This window comes from Sandaracinus amylolyticus (assembly GCF_021631985.1).
In the GTDB taxonomy this organism is placed as follows: Bacteria; Myxococcota_A; Polyangia; order Polyangiales; family Sandaracinaceae; genus Sandaracinus; species Sandaracinus amylolyticus_A.
This window is the reverse complement of sequence record NZ_CP070225.1, coordinates 5,436,047-5,451,604: the sequence shown is the minus strand read 5'-3', so window position 1 is coordinate 5,451,604 and position 15,558 is coordinate 5,436,047. Positions and strand designations below refer to the sequence as shown.

Below are 15,558 nucleotides of genomic sequence, written 5' to 3'. Positions count from 1 at the left end.
GCTCGGGAACAGCGTCCTTCCGATGGCATCCGACGATCTGCGCGACCGCCTCGAGGCCCACCGCGGCGCGGTCCTCTACAGCGACCTCGCCGCCCACCTCGAGCGCGGGGCCGTGTTCGTCGTGGCTCCGCAGCTCGATCTCGTCGCGTGCGGGCTCGCGATCGCGACCGACGATCGCGCCGCGGTCGAGCGCTGGATCGCGAGCGGCGATCTGCGGCGGCCCACCACCGACGAGCTCGAGAAGTGGCCGAGCGACGAGGGTCGCACCTGGATCAGCGTCGTCGTGCAGCCCTACGTGCTGCTGCAGGACCCGAAGGCCGACTAGACGCGGAACTGCCACTCCGAGACGAGCGGCAGATCGCGGCCGGCGCAGAGCGCGAGGATCACCTCTTCCATCACGACCTCGGGCGGGCGCTTGCTGCCCTTGAGCGCGAGGTCCGCTTCGGACAGCGCGCGGAACGCCGCGCGGAGCGCGTCGTCGTCGAACTTGCGCGCCGCCGCCTCGAGATCGCGCGCCTTGAACGGCAGCGCGCCCGCGAAGCGCGCCATCTCGGGCCCGCGCAGCCCGTCCGCGAGCGCCTGCTTCGCCTTCGCGACCATGCGCAGCTGGCGCGCGACCATCGCGAGGATGCGCAGCGGCGGCTCGCGATCCGCGAGGAGCGAGGCCACCGCCTCGAGCGCGACCGCGCTGCGGCGCGCCGCGACCGCGTCGACGACCGTCCAGATCGAGTCCACCCGGATGCGCGCGATCGACGCCTCGACCGCGGCGAGATCGATCGGCGCGCCCTTGCCGACGTAGAGCGAGAGCCGCTCCACCGCGTCGTCGATCGCTGCGAGATCGTTCCCCAGCGCGTCGAGCAGCGCCTGCCCGGCGTCGGGCGAGATCGTGTGCCCGCGTCGCTTCGCCTCGCCGAGCACGAAGCGCTCGAGCAGCGGGCCCTTGAGCGGCTCGCACTCGATCCACGCGCCCGCGCTCTTCGCCGCCTTCGAGAGCTTGCTGCGACCGTCGATCTTCTCGGCGATCAACACGAGGCACGTGCTCGGCGAGGGCGCCGCGACGTACGCCGCGAGCGCGTCGAGCTCGGCGGTCGGAACGTCCTCGGCGTCGCGGATCAGCACGTAGCGCGCCTTCGCCATCATCGGCAGCGTCTTCGCCGTGCTCACCACGCGCGACGCGACGACCTGCGCGCCGTGGAAGAGATCGTCGTTGAACCCGGTCGGCCCGTCGCCGACGACCGCCTTCTTCAGCAGCTTCGCCGCGCGATCGGCGAGGAAACGCTCGGAGCCGACGAGCAGTACGACCGGCTGCCAATTCCCCGCGCGTGCGTCCGCGAGGAGGCTCTGGATGTCTCGTTCTTCGCTCATGTCCGTCTCCGGAAACGACGACGGACGCCGCGTGGCGTCCGTCGAGTCGAAGCGCAGTGTCGACGCGCTCAGTCTCGGGCGCGCGTGTCTTCGACGCTGAAGTCGACCTGGCCCGAGCGCCGCGGCTCCTCGCCACGCGTCTCGAAGCGGGTCGAGCCCACCTCCGCGCGACGCACCGTGATCACCAGCTCGTAGCGCTTGTTCGGCTGGAAGCGCGGGCGCGCGAGGTTCAGGCGCTGCACGTAGGTGCGCTGATCGCGGCCGTTCAGGTAGATCGCCATGTCGTCGACGAAGTTCCGCGCGCCGTCGGTCACGTTGTAGAAGAGCGCGTGATACTCGAGGTCGCCCGGCGGCGCGTTGAACTGCACGATCATGTTCGCGAGCCAGTGGCGCTGCTCGATCTCGGCCTCGGTGCTCTCGTTCATCGTGCGCGCCTGGTGGCCGCGTCCGAACCCGACGAGCGCTTTCTCGGTGAGCCCGCGCGGGATCGCGGCCTGCGTCACGTAGACCGTCGCGCGCAGGCGCTGAGCCTCGGCGTGCGGGACCGCGCTGCTCGGCAGCACTGCGCCCGCGAGCGCGAAGGTGAGCGCCGACATCGCAGCGAGGGCGAAAAGGGCGAGGGCGCGCGGCTTCCGAGACGTCATCGAGGGCTCCTTCTCGTCACGGCCCGCGAGGCTAGCAGACGTGTGCGTCGCCAGTCATCCGCGGCGGAGTGAGGCTCCCGACGCCATCGACGCGCGCGCGATTCACGCCGACACCGTCGCACTCGCGCGCCTGCTCGCGCTCGCGTCATCACGCGCGCGCCGCTCGGTCCGGAGCTCGGCGCGCCGTGGCGCGGGGGCTCGCCCTGCGACGACCCGCGCCAGGCCTCGTCCTCGGGCCCGAGCGCGCTCGATCACCCCTCGCGCGGGGCGATGCGATCCGCGTCCGGTGGCACCGCGGATGCAGCCTCGACACCGCATGGACCCGGAAGACGATCGCGAGCCGCAGGGGATCGAGATGCAGACCCGTGCACGCGGTGACGGCTCGCCGCGCGAGGCGCTCGAGCAGCTCCGCGACATCCTGTTCGGCGGAGCCCAGCGCGAGCTCGATCGCAAGCTGAAGCGCATCGACTCGCACGTGAGCTCCAAGACGCACGACGTCGAGGACGAGCTCAAGCGACGGACCGATCTGCTCCAGGGGCACTTCCGTCGCGAGCTCGATCTGCTGATCACGCGCTTCGATGCGGAGACGAGCGAGGCGCGCGAGCAGATCCGCGCGCTCGCGCGCGAGCACCGCGAGGCGATGTCGTCGCTCGATCAGCGGCTCGCGAAGATGGAGGAGATGCAGGTGCGCGCGCATCGCGAGCTGCGCGATCGCATCCTCGAGCAGGCGAAGGCGTCGCTCGACGAGGTGCGCCGCGTTCGCGACGACGTCGCGGCCACTCTCGATCGCGAGCTCGGCCCGGCCGACGAAGCGTTCGACGAGGGCACGGGACGTGGAACCGAGCCGCGTGCGCACTGAGGGCGCGCTCGGCCCGCGGCGGCGCCTTCGCCCGCGAGCCGCGGCCCCCGCGCCGACGCCGGCGGAGGCGGCGAAGAGCCTCGACGAGATCCGCCGCATCGTCGTCGGCGACGAGCGCACCCGGATCGACGCCATCGAGGCGCAGCAGCCCTTCGTCGCGCCGCGCACGGTCGGCGGCGTGCTCCCCGAGGCCGTCGAGACCGCGGATCGCACGCGCGGCCACGAGCTCTCGGTCGCGCTCGAGCGTCCGGTCACCGAGTCGGTCCGGAGCATCGTGCGGCGTGATGCCGATCTGCTCGCGGAGATCCTCTCGCCGACGATCGGCGTGGCGGTCCGACGCGCGGTGAGCCAGGCGTTCGCGGCGCTGCTCCAGCGCATCGACACGGTGCTCGAGCGGAGCCTCTCCCCGCAGAGCGTGCGTTGGCGGATCGAGGCGTGGCGGACCGGCGTTCCGTTCGCGGAGATCGTCCTCGCGCGCACGCTCGTGTACCGCGTCGAGCAGGTGTTCCTGATCCACTCGCCCTCCGGCGTCGCGCTGCGTCACGTGGCCGCACCGGGGATCGGAGCGATCGATCCCGATCAGGTCGCGTCGATGCTCGCGGCGATCGATGCGTTCGTCGTCGACGCGTTCGCGCCCGGCGAGCCCGGCGCGCACGTGGGCCAGCTCGAGGCGGGCGATCTCACGATGTGGATCGATCGCGACGCGATGGTCACCGTCGCGCTCGTGGTCCGCGGAAAGGCACCGCGCGAGCTCGCGGATCTCGCGCGCGGCACGCGCGAGCGGATCGCGATCGAGCGCCGGGCCGAGCTCTGCGGCTTCTCGTCGGACGTCGGCCCGTTCGCGAGCACCGAGACGACGCTCTCCGAGTGCTTGCGCGAGGTGCGCGCGACGCCGCCGCGGCGGGCGCACGTCTGGCTCGGGATCGCGCTCGCGTTGCTCGCGCTGCCGATCGCAGGCGCGCTGGCCTCCTGGTGGTCGGGGCGCACCACCGCGGCGCGCCGGCTCGAGGCCTCGGTCGACGCGCTGCGGGCCGAGCCCGGGATCGTGGTGATCTCCGCGATCGACGACGACGATCGCAGTCGCATCACCGGCCTCCGCGATCCACTCGCGAGCGCGCCCGAGGACATCCTCGCGCGGCGCGGGCTCGCGGGCGCGGAGCTCGCGTTCGCGCCCTTCGAGTCGCGCGATCCGAGGCTCGCGGAGCAGCGTGTGCGTGCGGCGCTCGATCCGCCGCCGAGCGTGCGTCTCTCGCTCGAAGACCGGACGCTGCGGTTCGCGGGCGAGGCGCCTCCCGCGTGGATCGATCGCACCCGGGTCGCGAGCACCGTGCTCTCCGACGTGGATCGGGTCGACGAGTCGCAGCTGCGCGCGGTCGACGAGCGCGCCGCGATCGAAGCGCTCGAGGGGCTGGTGATCCCGTTCGCGCCGGGATCGGCCGCGCTGCTCGAGACCGCGCGTGCATCGCTCGATCGTGCGGCGGCCCACGCAGGCGAGGTGATCGCAGCGACGCCCGAGTCGTGCGTCGTCGTGTCGGGAGGCGCCGAGGAGCGCGGCGGCGGACGTGCCGGCGCGCTGCGCGTCGAGCGCGCGCGCGCCGTCGTCGATGCGCTGCGCGAGCGCGGGGTCCCGGAGCGCGCGCTGATGCCCGAGGTCGCAGCGCCCGAGCCGCGCGCCGCCGGGACCGCGCGACGCGCGACCTTCGAGGTGCGCCCCACGCCCTGCGAGGAGGCACGCCCGTGAGCCTCAAGCTGAAGCTCTGCATGATCGGCGCGACCGGGGTCGGGAAGACCAGCCTGGTCGCGCGCTACGTCCACAGCGTCTTCTCGGAGCGCTACGAGACCACGATCGGCGTGAAGATCCTCAGCCGGCGGGTGATGCGCGACGAGCGCCCGGTCGATCTCGTCGTCTGGGATCTCAGCGGCGAGGACGAGTTCCAGAACGTGCAGCCCGCGTATCTACGGGGCGCGGCCGGATATCTGCTCGTCGCCGACGGAACGCGGCGCGACACGCTCGACGTCGCGTCGGTGCTCAACTCGCGCGCGCAGGCTGCGATCCGCGGAATCCCGTTCGTGGTCGCGATCAACAAGGCCGACATGGTCGCGGCGTGGGAGATCCGCGAGCGCGACACCGCGCAGCTCGCGCAGCGCGGATGGCCCTGCGTGCTCACGAGCGCGAAGACCGGTGCGGGCGTCGATCGCGCGTTCGATCTGCTGGTGGACGCGATCCTCGCGGGGAGGCGATCGGCGTGGACGTGAGCGTGCTCGCGGCCGTGCTCGACGAGCTGGTGCTCGAGCGTCTCGACGATGGTCGCTTCGTCGCGCGCTCGCCCGCGCCGGGGTGGTGCGACGCGCTCTCGCGCGAGCCGCCTCCGCTCGACGAGCCCTTCGTCGTCGAAGAGATGTTCGAGTTCATGACCGCGTTCGTCGCCGATGCGGAGGCGGCGTGGGAGGCACCACTCGGCGCGCGCGTGGACTCGGACTTCTGGACCGAGGACGGCGTCGATGGCGAGCAGATCCACCTCGAGGCGACCGCGGTGCGCGTCGGGGGAGCGCGCGCCCTCGTGATCCGACGCAACGAGCGGCTCTACGCCCAGCAGCAGCTCGTGCTGCAGCGCGCGAGAGAGCAGCGCCTCGCGCACGACGCGCTCACGCGCGAGATCGAGACCAAGGACATCCTGGTGCACGCGGTGGTGCACGATCTCGCGGCGCCGCTCCACAGCGTGCTCGGCACGCTCTCGCTGCTCGCGGAGAACGCCGAGGGCATCGACACCCGAGAGCTGGTGGGGCTCGCGCTCCAGGCCGGCATGCGACAGCGCGATCTCATCGCCGAGATCCTCGACGTGTTCTCCGCGGAGCACGGAGGCGAAGGTGCGAACGTCGAGCGCGGCGAGTCGGCGCCCGACGCCGCGGCGGTGATCCAGCAGGTGCTCGCGGAGCGCGAGCTCGTCGCGCGGCGACGCGCAGTGCGGCTCGTGATGGTGCGCGATCCCGCGCCCGCGAAGGTGATCGCGGAGCCCACGCGGCTCTTCCGCGTCGTCACGAACCTGCTCGACAACGCGATCCGGCTGAGCCCGGAGAGCGCCACCGTCGAGGTCTGCGTGACGCGCAAGGACGACGACGTGGTGATCACGGTCGCCGACGAGGGCCCGGGGATCGCGCCCGAGCTGCTGCCGCAGCTCTTCGAGAAGCTCCCGCGCGGGCGCGACCGCCGGGGCACGGGGCTCGGTCTCTACTTCTGTCGCATCACGGTGGAGGGCTGGGGTGGCCGCATCGGCTACGAGCCTCGCGCTCCGCGAGGCTCGAAGTTCTGGGTGCGGCTGCGCGCGGCTGCGGCGAACACGGAGGTGCTCGATGGCCAAGCTGCTCTTGCTCGATGACGATCGCGGCACGCTCGCGTGGATGACGACCGCGCTGACCGCGATGGGACACGAGGTGCGTGCCGTCGCGAGCGGCGCGAAGGCGTTCACGATCCTCGGCGACTGGTCTCCCGATCTCGTGGTGGCGGACATCCTGATGCCGGAGATCGACGGGCTCATGTTCGCGCGCATGGCGCGGCGCTTCCGGCGCGTGCCGATCCTCTTCGTCTCGGTCGCGGCGAAGGAGGCCGACGCCGTGCTCGCGGGCGCGTCGGGCTATCTCGGCAAGCCCGCGACCGCGTCCGAGGTGCGCGCCGCGGTCCGGCGTGTGCTCGCGCGCGGTCCGGTGCGCAGCACGATCCTGATCGTCGACGACGAGGCCGACACGCGCGAGCTCTACCGGCTCGTGCTCGAGCCCGACTTCGTCGTCGTCGAGGCGGAGAACGGGCGCGACGCGCTCGGCGTGCTCGAGTCGCGCCAGGTCGATCTGGTGATCGCGGACGTGCACATGCCGGTGATGAACGGCGTCGAGCTGATCCGCGCGATGCGCGCTCGTCCCGCGCTCGCGCGCGTGCCCGTGATCGTGCAGTCGAACGATCGCACGGTGCGCGACGCGCGGGTGTGGAGGGAGCTCCACGTGTCGCAGGTGCTCGACAAGCAGGACTTCGTCGCGTGGCTCGACGAGCGCATCCGCGCGCGCGTCCGCGACCACGCGCCCACCACCGAGCCTCGCGCGCCCTGAGAGCACTCCGGGCCGCGCCCGCAAGCGGGGGTGGGGCCGGCGACAGCCCCTCCCGGGAGACGGTCGAAAACTGGACGGGCGCGCAGCGTCCATGCGATCCGCGGGTCCTCACGGAGGAATCGCCGGATGACCCACGCGGGAGCGCTCGAAGGACTCATCGGCGTGGCGCGGCGCACGGCGCGCGCGCGACAGCAGGCGGCCAGCACCGCGCACGTGCTCCTCACGATCCTGCAGAACGATCCCGAGTCCCAGCGGGTGCTCTCGGTGCATCAGGTTCGCGAGCAGGATCTCGTCTCGGCGCTGAAGGTCGCGGACGACGAGCCGGGGAGCGCGCTCGAGGTCGCGATCGAGCGCGCGGCCGCGCTCGCCGCGCGCACCCACGCGGCGCACGTGCGACCGCTGCACCTGCTCCTCGCGATGCTTCGCGAGCCGCGCTCGATGGCGTATCGCTGCCTCGAGCACACCGGCGCGAACACCGCGCGCGTGCGCGAGAGCGTGGAGGACGCGCTGGTCGCGACGATCGCTCCGATGGCGCCGAGCGAGCCCTCGCGTCCGGCGCGCCGCATCGAGGCACCCCGCGCGGAGATCGTGCGCGCCGACGCGACGAGCCGCGCCGACGAGGACGTGCGCCCCACGCTGCCGGCGCGACCGCGCCCGGCGCCGATCGTTCCTCCGGTCCCGCGCACCCGCACCTCGGTCGCGCCGCCGTCGAGCACGACCGCGCGCCCGACGAACCGCCGCGTGACGCCGCGCACCACGACCCCGCCCGAGGCGCCGCGCGCGATCACGACCGAGCCCGCCGCGAACACGTGCCCGCACGAGCTCGATCGCGAGCGCTTCCCGATCCTCTCCGCGATCGGCCGCAACCTCACCGCGCTCGCGGCGTCGGGCGCGATCGATCCGGTGTTCGGTCGCGACAAGGAGATCGACGCGCTGCTCGACGTGCTCGGGCGTCGTCGCGCGAACAACCCGCTGCTCGTGGGCCCGCCCGGCGTGGGCAAGACCGCGATCGTCGAGGGCCTCGCGCTCGCGATGGCGAAGCCCGGCGCGCCGCTGCCGGGGCTCGAGGGCAAGCTGCTCGTCGAGATCAGCGCGGGCTCGCTGGTGTCGGGCACCGGGGTGCGCGGCGCGCTCGCGGACAAGCTGCGCAAGCTGCGCGACGAGGTCGCGAAGAGCGAAGGGCGCGTGCTCTTGTTCCTCGACGAGATCCACGCGATCGCCGGCGGCGACGGCCCCGACGATCTCGCGAGCGAGCTCAAGAGCGCGCTCGCGCGCGGCGAGCTGCCGTGCATCGGCGCGACCACCGACGCCGAGTACAAGAAGCACCTCGAGCGCGATCCCGCGCTGGCGCGTCGCTTCACGCGCATCGACGTCGACGCGCCCGATCCCGAGGCGGCGATCCGCATCCTGCGCGGGCTCGCGCCGCGCTACGAGATCCACCACGCCGTCGCCTACGATCCCGCGGCGATCCGCGCGGCGGTCGAGCTCTCGGTGCGCTTCCTTCCCGAGCGACACCTGCCCGACAAGGCGCTCGGCGCGCTCGACCTCGCGGCCGCGCGGGTGCGTCGCGCGGGCGGATCGATCGTCGACGTCGAGGCGGTCGCGAAGGTCATCGCCGACGAGGCGCACGTGCCGCTCGAGCGCCTCTTGGTGCGCGACGCGGATCGACTGCTCGCGCTCGAGTCGCACCTCGCGTCGCGCGTGGTCGGTCAGCGCGGGCCGCTCGCGCGCGTCGCCGACGCGCTGCGCAAGGGCGCGGCCGGGTTCCGCGGGCGCCGTCCGCTCGGCACGTTCCTGCTGCTCGGTCCGACCGGCGTCGGGAAGACCGAGACCGCGAAGGCGATCGCCGAGCTGATGTTCGGAGCGGGCGGCATGTCGCGCTTCGACATGAGCGAGTACGGCGAGCCCCACAGCGTCGCGCGTCTCTTCGGCGCACCGCCGGGCTACGTCGGGCACGACGAGGGCGGTCAGCTCACCGAGAGCGTGCGTCGTCGTCCCTATCAGCTCGTGCTGCTCGACGAGATCGAGAAGGCGCATCCCGACGTGCTCCTCGCGCTGCTCCCGCTGCTCGACGAAGGTCGTCTCACCGACGGACGTGGGCGCACGTTCGACTTCACCAACACCGTGATCGTGATGACGTCGAACCTCGGCGCGTCGGAGAGCGCGACGAGCGCGCCGCGCGCGATCGGGTTCGGCGGTGGTGAGACGAGGACGACTTCGAGCGCGGCGGATCGTGCGACGAGCGCGGCGCGCCGCGCGATGCCGCCCGAGCTGTGGAACCGCATCGACGAGCCGCTCTTCTTCGCGCCGCTCGGGCAGGACGACGTCGCGGAGATCGCGCGGCGCATGCTGCGCGGCGTGATCGCGGTGATGCGCGACGAGCACGCGATCGAGCTGGTGATCGACGCGAGCGCGATCGACGCGCTGGTCGCGGGCGGTGGGTTCGATCCCGCGCTCGGCGCGCGTCCGATGCGCCGCACCGTGGGACGCCTCGTGGAGGCTCCGCTCGCCTCGCTCGTGCTCTCGGGCGGCGTGCGGCGTGGTGATCGCGTCGTCGCGCGGGGCGCTGCGGGCGCGGTGCGCTTCGATCGCGTCGAGCCCGAGGACGCGGCCGCCGAGTAGTGACACGTTGTCATCGCAGAACGGCGATGACATACGTAAGCCTTCGCGCGCATCGACGCACACCATCGTCGTCCGGCGATGGTGTTGCGATGTGCAACGCGGCCGTGCGGGGCTACTACTCGCGCGATGCCCGTGCTCGACGCGATCTGCCTCGACTCGCCGGAGGCGCTGCTCCTCGACGGCGCGAACGGCGTGTGCGGCGAGGCTCGCGCGGGCGCGGGGAGGGCCGAGTGGCTCCACGTCGGAGCCACGCTCGTCGCGGCGGTCGCCATCGCGGCGTGGCTCTCGTCGAGGCGCGTCCCCAGCGCGATCCGCGCCCCCGGGATCGTGCTCGTCGCGCTCGTCGCCGCGTTCCCCGGCATATGGGCCCTGATCGCGCTGCGCGCCGATCGCCCGTCGGCGCTGCGCGACACCGCGCGCGACACGATCGTGCTCCACGACCGGATGCGCACGTTCGCGGTGGACCACGGCTGTGCGGAGGCGCGCTGGGCATCGTGCGATGCGTGCATGCCCGCCGCGCGGCTCGCGCTCGCGGGCCTGCAGTGCGATGCGCCCGCGACGATCGTGCTGGGGGAGGGCGCGCTCGATGCGCACTGCGAGGAGCGAGGTCGCTCGCTCGTGTGCGGACGCGCGCGATGATCGTACCGCTCTGGGTCGCGGTGCCGGCCCTCGTCGGCGCCGGTGCGCTGGGATGGGCGCTCGATCGTGCGCTGCGATGGGAGCTCGATCGCGCGGGCGCGCTCGGATGGGCGATCCGGATCGCGGCGGGCGCGAGCGTGGTGCTCGCCGCGATCGTGCATCCACTCCTCGCGATCGTGCTCGGTGCGATCTTCGCGATCGAGCGACGCACTGCGCGAGCGGAGGCTCGACGCACGCCCGAGCCGTCGCGCACCGGGCTCGTGGTGCTCGGCGTCGCTGCGGCGATCGTCGCGCTCCGGGTGCCGGTGCCGCTCTACTGGGACGAGCACGTGTGGCTCGCGAAGGTGCGGATGGGCGTGGTCGCGCTGCGCGACGCCGCGCTCGACCCCGCGGCCGATCTCATCCCGCGTGGCTATCCGATCGTCGGCTCGCTCGCCGAGATCCTCTTCGCGATGGGCCGCGACGACGTGCCCTCGATGGTCGCGGGCGCGGCCACGCTGCTGCTGCTCTGCCTCGCGCTCGCGCTCGCCACGATGCGCGCCGATCGCCGCGTCGGATGGGCGATCGCGATCGCGATGGTGCCGCTCGCGTGGGTGCACGCTCGCAGCGCGTACCTCGATCTCCCGATCGGCCTGCTCGCGCTCGCGATCGCAGCGGGCCTGGCGCGCGCCGAGCGGTGGGCGACCTGCACCGCGGTGATCGCCGCGTTCCTGGTCGCGGGCTGCAAGGACGAGGGCGTGGTGCACGCGCTGGCGATCGCCGGGGCGCACGTCGTGGCATCGCGCGATCGTCGCCGCGAGGCGCTGCGCGACGCGCTCCTGGTGGTCGCGGCTGCGCTCGTCGCGACGCTCGGATGGCGCGTGCTGCTGGTCGCGCACGGCGTCGCGAACCGCGATCACGCGCTCGAGGGCGCGGGGCTCGCGCGCGCCGGCGCGCTGGTGCTCGAGCTCGCGCGCGCGACGTGCGACGTGCGCTCGTGGGGGCTCGCATGGCCGATCGCGATCGGCGCTGCGATGGCGTCGCGCTTCGTCTCGCCGCGCGCGAGCGCGCTCGCGATGGCGCTCACCGCGCAGGTCGCCGCGCTCTTCGTCGCGCTCCTGCTCGGCGGCGAGCGCCTCACCGCGTTCGCGCTCGGCGGCACGCTCGCGAACCGCTGGTGGATGCAGGTCCTGCCGCTCGCCGCGCTCCTCGTCGTCGAGGTGATCGCCCGGCGCGACGACTCACGGTGAGGCGTCGAGGATCTCGAACACCGCCGAGGGCTGCCACTGCGGGTAGCGCGATCGGAAGAGCTCGCGGAACCGATCGGGATGCGCCCGCGCGGTGTCCGCCGCGCCGGTCGGGCCTTCGCCGAGCACCATCACGCGCACCCGATGCTGCGCGCACCACGCGAGCAGCTCCTCCGTGCTCGGCGTGGTGCGCTCGAGGTACAGCACGCGCCCGCGCCCGTCGCTGCGCCACAAGCGCCCCGGCAGGTTGAAGCTCGGGTCGTATCCGAACGCCTCGCCAGGCCGCACCAGCGCGCGCGCGCGCTGCCAGTCGCGCTCCTGTGCATCCACCGCCTGCGCCGCGTGCCGCTCCTCGGAGGGGCGCGACATCAGCTCGAACAAGCTCGGCGCCGTGTCCTCGGTGAAGCCGCGCCACGAGAGCGCGATGCCGAGCAGCGCGAGCACGACCCCTGCGCCCTCGGTCACACGACCCCATCGCCGCGGCAGCACGTGCGCCACCGCGATCGCGACCGCCAACATCGCGCCGGGGATCGCGACCGTGTAGCGCGCCCAGAACGCGCCGGGGCTGATCAACGTCGCGGCCGCGAGCAGCAGCGCCGGCACGCCCACGCTGCGCGCCACCGCCCGCAGCCGCGTCGAGCGCCACGCGCCGATCGGCACCGCGATCGCGAGCGGCAGCAGCACGAACGTGAAGAGCGGCCCGAAGCCGCCGATGCGCATGTCGTAGACCCAGACGTCGGGCCACGCGGTCCACGACGCGAGCACCCGCTCGGCCCAGCCCATCGAGAGGTAGGGCTCGCGCATGCCCACGAGCGCGAGCTCGGCGGTGCTCGCCTTGCCGGGCAACACCACGTGTCCCGCGACCTCGACGTGCGCCGGCCAGATCGGGTTGTGCCACTCGATGACGTTCTGGACGAACTTGCCCGCGCCGATCACCAGCGCGATCGCGCAGCCCGCGATCGCGACGCCGAGCTGCTGCCTGTTCCGCGCGCCGGTGACGAGGAGCGCCAGCATCGCGATCGCCGCGATCGGCGGCGCGGAGGGCTTGCTCCCGAGCATCAGCCCGATCGCGATCCCCGCGACGACGACCGTCCCCGGGCGCGCCGGCAGCGTCGCGAGCACGAACGCGAGGAGCCCCAGCGCGCCCACCGCGACGTCGACGTACGCGGCCGCGAGCTCGAGCATCACCACCGGCACCGCGAGCCACAGGCACCCCAGCGCGAGCCCTCGCCACGCCGGCACGCCTGCGCGCTCCGCGAGCGCCGCGATGCCGATCACCCCACCGAGCGCGATCGGCAGCTGCCCGAGCTCGATCCACGTCTCGTCGCCGAGCGAGAGCCGCCACGCGATGAAGAACACGTCGACGAGGCGCGGGTACACGTTCACGTAGACCACGCTCGTCGGCACGTGACGGAGCCTCCCCGTCTGCAGCGCGTCGTGGACGATCGGCAGGTGATAGCCGAGCGAGTCCCACGCCCACGGCGCGAGCAGGTACGTCGAGAGCGCGGCGAACGTGATCGCGATCAGTGCGGCGACGATCGCGCCCCACGCCGGGATCGCGTCGCGCCCTGCATCGCGCATCGCGCGGAAGCCATCGCGGATCGCGATGCCGTCGCTCCACAGCACGGCCCACGCAGCGGGCCCGCCGATCACCAGGCCCGCGAGCGCACACGCGAGGGTCGCGGCGATCCACGCGCTCGTGCCGATCGCACCGATCGCACCGAGCACGTAGACGATGCCGATCGCGAGCGCGTAGACGAGGACCGCGGTCGCGCAGGCCCTCGAAAGGCGCGTCGCCTCCGGCGCGAGCCGGGCCGCGAAGAGCGCGGCCGCGAGCGTCAGGGCACCGAACGCGACGGGAACGATCACGGGAGAGAGCAAGCGGGGCTGGGGCCCCGCGCGCAGCGTTCAGGGAAGGGGGGCCCCGAGCCGGCTCTGCCGGGCGGGGGGAAGGGGTCATCCATGACCCCTTCCGGCCACATCAGCGCGGCCGCGAGCGTCAGGGCGCCGAAGGCGACGGGAACGAGCACGAGCGATCGAGCGGAATCAGCGCGTCAGCCAGCGACCGTCGCGCACCGTCGCGAGCGAGTAGGGGAAGACCCACCACAGCCCGACGAACGCGAACAGCGCGTACCCCACGCCGAAGAAGAAGTCCGCGCCACGGCGGCTGCGGAGCGTGTAGAGCGTCTGCACCACCGCGCCGAGGAGCACGACGCCCGCGATCGTCATGAGCGCCTCGGGCTGCGCGATGACGCGCGCCGCGAGCAGCGTGAGACCGATGTACGCGAGCGGGTACTGCACCAGCTCGAACACGATCTCGAACGTCGGCCACCACTGGTCGCGCGAGCGCCAGCGCGTCGCGAGCACCGGCAGCATCACGATGTCCTCGCGGATGTTGCCGCGCTCCCAGCGGATCAGCATGCGCGACATGCGCTTCAGATCCGTCGGCATGATCGTCTCGACCACCGCGGTGCGCTGGTAGACCGAGCGATAGCCCTCGCGCAGCAGCCACGTCGTGAGCGCGCGGTCCTCCGCGATCGTGCAGGGCTGACCCATGAAGGTCTGCGTCGACCAGCGCTCGACGACCTTGCGCACGGCGTCCATGCGGTACGCGCTGAGCGCGCCCGGCGTGCACAGCACCGCGCCGTACGCCGACTGCGCGGCGCGCGCGAGATCGAACGTGATGAAGAAACGCGCCGAGAGCAGCCGCGTGAGGAGGTTGTCCTCGCGGTTCAGCACCAGCACGCGGCCCGCGACCGCCGCGACCTCGGGGTCCGCGATCATCGGCGCCACGATCGCGCGCAGCGCGGTGCGCTCGAGCTTCGAGTCGGAGTCGACCGTCACCACGAGATCGCCGTCGGCGTTCGCGAAGCCGGTGACGAGCGCCTCGCGCTTGCCCGCGTTCTTCGGCTGCTTGATCGCGAGCACGCGACCCGGGTGCGCCGCCGCGACCGCCTCGATGTGCGACCACGTGTCGTCCTTCGACCCGTCGTCGATCGCGATGATCTGCAGCTTGTCCGCGGGATAGTCGTTCGCGAGCGCCGACTCGAGCGCCACGCGCACCGCCGCGCCCTCGTTGTACGCGGGCACGATCACGGTGAGGCGCGGCAGCGCCGCGTCCGAGAACGACGGCGTCGCGCGATACCGCAGCGCGTGCCAGAGCGTCATCGCGAAGTACCAGGTCGCCACCGCGCCCGACACCGTCAGCACGATCGCGAGCGCGGACGCGCCGGGCGCGAGCAGCACCGACGCCGCACCGTGCGCGAGCACCGCGACGAACGCCGCGACCACCGCCGCCGTGACGCCGAGCCGCCACGTGAGCTGACCCTTCGTGAACGCCGCGTCCGACGCCAGACCCTGCGCCGCGCTCGCGCCACGGGGCGCGACTGCGCTCTCCGCGGGGCGCGACTTGCGCCGGCGCACGCGCCGCATGTGGGACCCACGCGCGCTGAGCTCCGCGTGCTCGCGGGCACCGAGGTCGACGTCGGCGTCCTCGTACGCGTCGTGGTCTTCGTTCGCCGCGGCGCCTTCGCTCATCTCGATCTCTTCGAGCTCCTGGCTGCTGATCACCGCAAGGCCTGGGCTCGAGGCACGCGGGCGAGCTCGCTCCGCGAGCGTGTTCCTCTTCGAGGGCATCCTGTCTCCGTCGGACCGGCTCACGTGGGTCACACGCGGCGCGGGGTTGTAGCGCGGGCGCTGGGGGTGCGCCGCTCTTCAGGCGAAGGCTCGGCGGGTTGGGTCGAAGGTGCGGCGTTGGACGGCTCGCCGATCATCTCATTCGCTGCTTTCTGCTCGCCGATTCCTTCGTGCATCGTCGATGGTCGTTCGAACGTGGGCGTCCTTCCGGCAGCCTCGCCGCCCCCACGTCGCGACGCGCTCCGGAGCAAACACCGTGCGCGCTGCCAGGACCGCGGTGAGGGCGTGTCGTTCTCGTGAATTTCGCGGCGATACGCGGGGCGCGGAGGTGCGACGAGGCCGTGCTCGTGGCGCGCTGGCTGGTGTCGGCTGGCCGCATCCGGCGCCCGAGGAGGCCACTGCGCTGGCCGTCGCAGAGCGACACGGTCGTGCATGGCCGTCGCGACGAAGATCCATCGCGCCTCGCGAA

The 15,558-nt window shown here is 73.0% G+C and carries 13 protein-coding genes; 9 read left to right on the top strand and 4 right to left on the bottom strand.

Annotated elements, in window-relative coordinates; all coding sequences use genetic code 11:
* Nucleotides 1–22: 22 nt before the first annotated feature.
* Entirely contained in the window at nucleotides 23–325 is a 303-nt protein-coding gene (locus I5071_RS23015; protein ID WP_236514663.1) for a DUF2288 family protein, read from the top strand.
* Here the strand turns inward: I5071_RS23015 and holA are convergent.
* Together holA and I5071_RS23005 are read right to left on the bottom strand one after the other, a co-directional pair.
* Nucleotides 322–1,365: a DNA polymerase III subunit delta gene (gene holA, locus I5071_RS23010; protein WP_236514661.1), complete on the bottom strand. Its 1,044-nt coding sequence runs from the start codon at nucleotides 1,363–1,365 to the stop codon at nucleotides 322–324. The genes I5071_RS23015 and holA overlap by 4 nt on opposite strands.
* A gap of 68 nt (nucleotides 1,366–1,433) precedes the next feature.
* Nucleotides 1,434–2,009 (bottom strand): hypothetical protein, encoded by a 576-nt coding sequence (locus I5071_RS23005; protein WP_236514660.1) that lies wholly within the window; start codon nucleotides 2,007–2,009, stop codon nucleotides 1,434–1,436.
* A gap of 40 nt (nucleotides 2,010–2,049) precedes the next feature.
* On the opposite strand from I5071_RS23005, the gene I5071_RS23000 reads away from it, so the two are divergent.
* The 8 genes from I5071_RS23000 (at nucleotide 2,050) to I5071_RS22965 (ending at nucleotide 11,456) form a co-directional block, all read left to right on the top strand.
* Nucleotides 2,050–2,868, top strand: coding sequence for a hypothetical protein (locus I5071_RS23000; RefSeq protein WP_236514658.1), 819 nt, complete (start codon nucleotides 2,050–2,052; stop codon nucleotides 2,866–2,868).
* A complete protein-coding gene (locus I5071_RS22995; protein WP_236514656.1) occupies nucleotides 2,843–4,609 on the top strand; it encodes a hypothetical protein in 1,767 nt (588 codons plus the stop codon). The genes I5071_RS23000 and I5071_RS22995 overlap by 26 nt, the downstream gene beginning before the upstream one ends.
* Nucleotides 4,606–5,124 carry a Rab family GTPase gene (locus tag I5071_RS22990; protein WP_236514654.1) on the top strand — a complete coding sequence of 173 codons (519 nt, stop codon included), beginning with the start codon at nucleotides 4,606–4,608 and terminating at the stop codon, nucleotides 5,122–5,124. Before I5071_RS22995 ends, I5071_RS22990 begins: the two co-directional genes overlap by 4 nt.
* Entirely contained in the window at nucleotides 5,115–6,245 is a 1,131-nt protein-coding gene (locus I5071_RS22985; RefSeq protein ID WP_236514652.1) for a sensor histidine kinase, read from the top strand. The genes I5071_RS22990 and I5071_RS22985 overlap by 10 nt, the downstream gene beginning before the upstream one ends.
* On the top strand, nucleotides 6,220–6,966 hold the full coding sequence (locus I5071_RS22980; protein ID WP_236514650.1) for a response regulator: 747 nt from the start codon (nucleotides 6,220–6,222) through the stop codon (nucleotides 6,964–6,966). The genes I5071_RS22985 and I5071_RS22980 overlap by 26 nt, the downstream gene beginning before the upstream one ends.
* A 126-nt stretch (nucleotides 6,967–7,092) precedes the next feature.
* Entirely contained in the window at nucleotides 7,093–9,588 is a 2,496-nt protein-coding gene (locus tag I5071_RS22975) for an AAA family ATPase (RefSeq protein WP_236514649.1), read from the top strand.
* 126 nt (nucleotides 9,589–9,714) lie between these two features.
* Nucleotides 9,715–10,227 (top strand): hypothetical protein, encoded by a 513-nt coding sequence (locus I5071_RS22970; protein ID WP_236514636.1) that lies wholly within the window; start codon nucleotides 9,715–9,717, stop codon nucleotides 10,225–10,227.
* Nucleotides 10,224–11,456, top strand: coding sequence for a hypothetical protein (locus I5071_RS22965; RefSeq protein WP_236514634.1), 1,233 nt, complete (start codon nucleotides 10,224–10,226; stop codon nucleotides 11,454–11,456). Before I5071_RS22970 ends, I5071_RS22965 begins: the two co-directional genes overlap by 4 nt.
* On the opposite strand, the gene I5071_RS22960 is transcribed toward I5071_RS22965, so the two are convergent.
* Together I5071_RS22960 and I5071_RS22955 are read right to left on the bottom strand one after the other, a co-directional pair.
* Nucleotides 11,448–13,322 (bottom strand): hypothetical protein, encoded by a 1,875-nt coding sequence (locus I5071_RS22960; protein WP_236514632.1) that lies wholly within the window; start codon nucleotides 13,320–13,322, stop codon nucleotides 11,448–11,450. The genes I5071_RS22965 and I5071_RS22960 overlap by 9 nt on opposite strands.
* Nucleotides 13,323–13,499: 177 nt before the next feature.
* The gene (locus tag I5071_RS22955; protein ID WP_236514630.1) at nucleotides 13,500–15,023 is read right to left on the bottom strand and encodes a glycosyltransferase family 2 protein; all 1,524 of its coding nucleotides are present in this window, start codon (nucleotides 15,021–15,023) and stop codon (nucleotides 13,500–13,502) included.
* Between the last annotated feature and the right edge of the window lie 535 nt (nucleotides 15,024–15,558).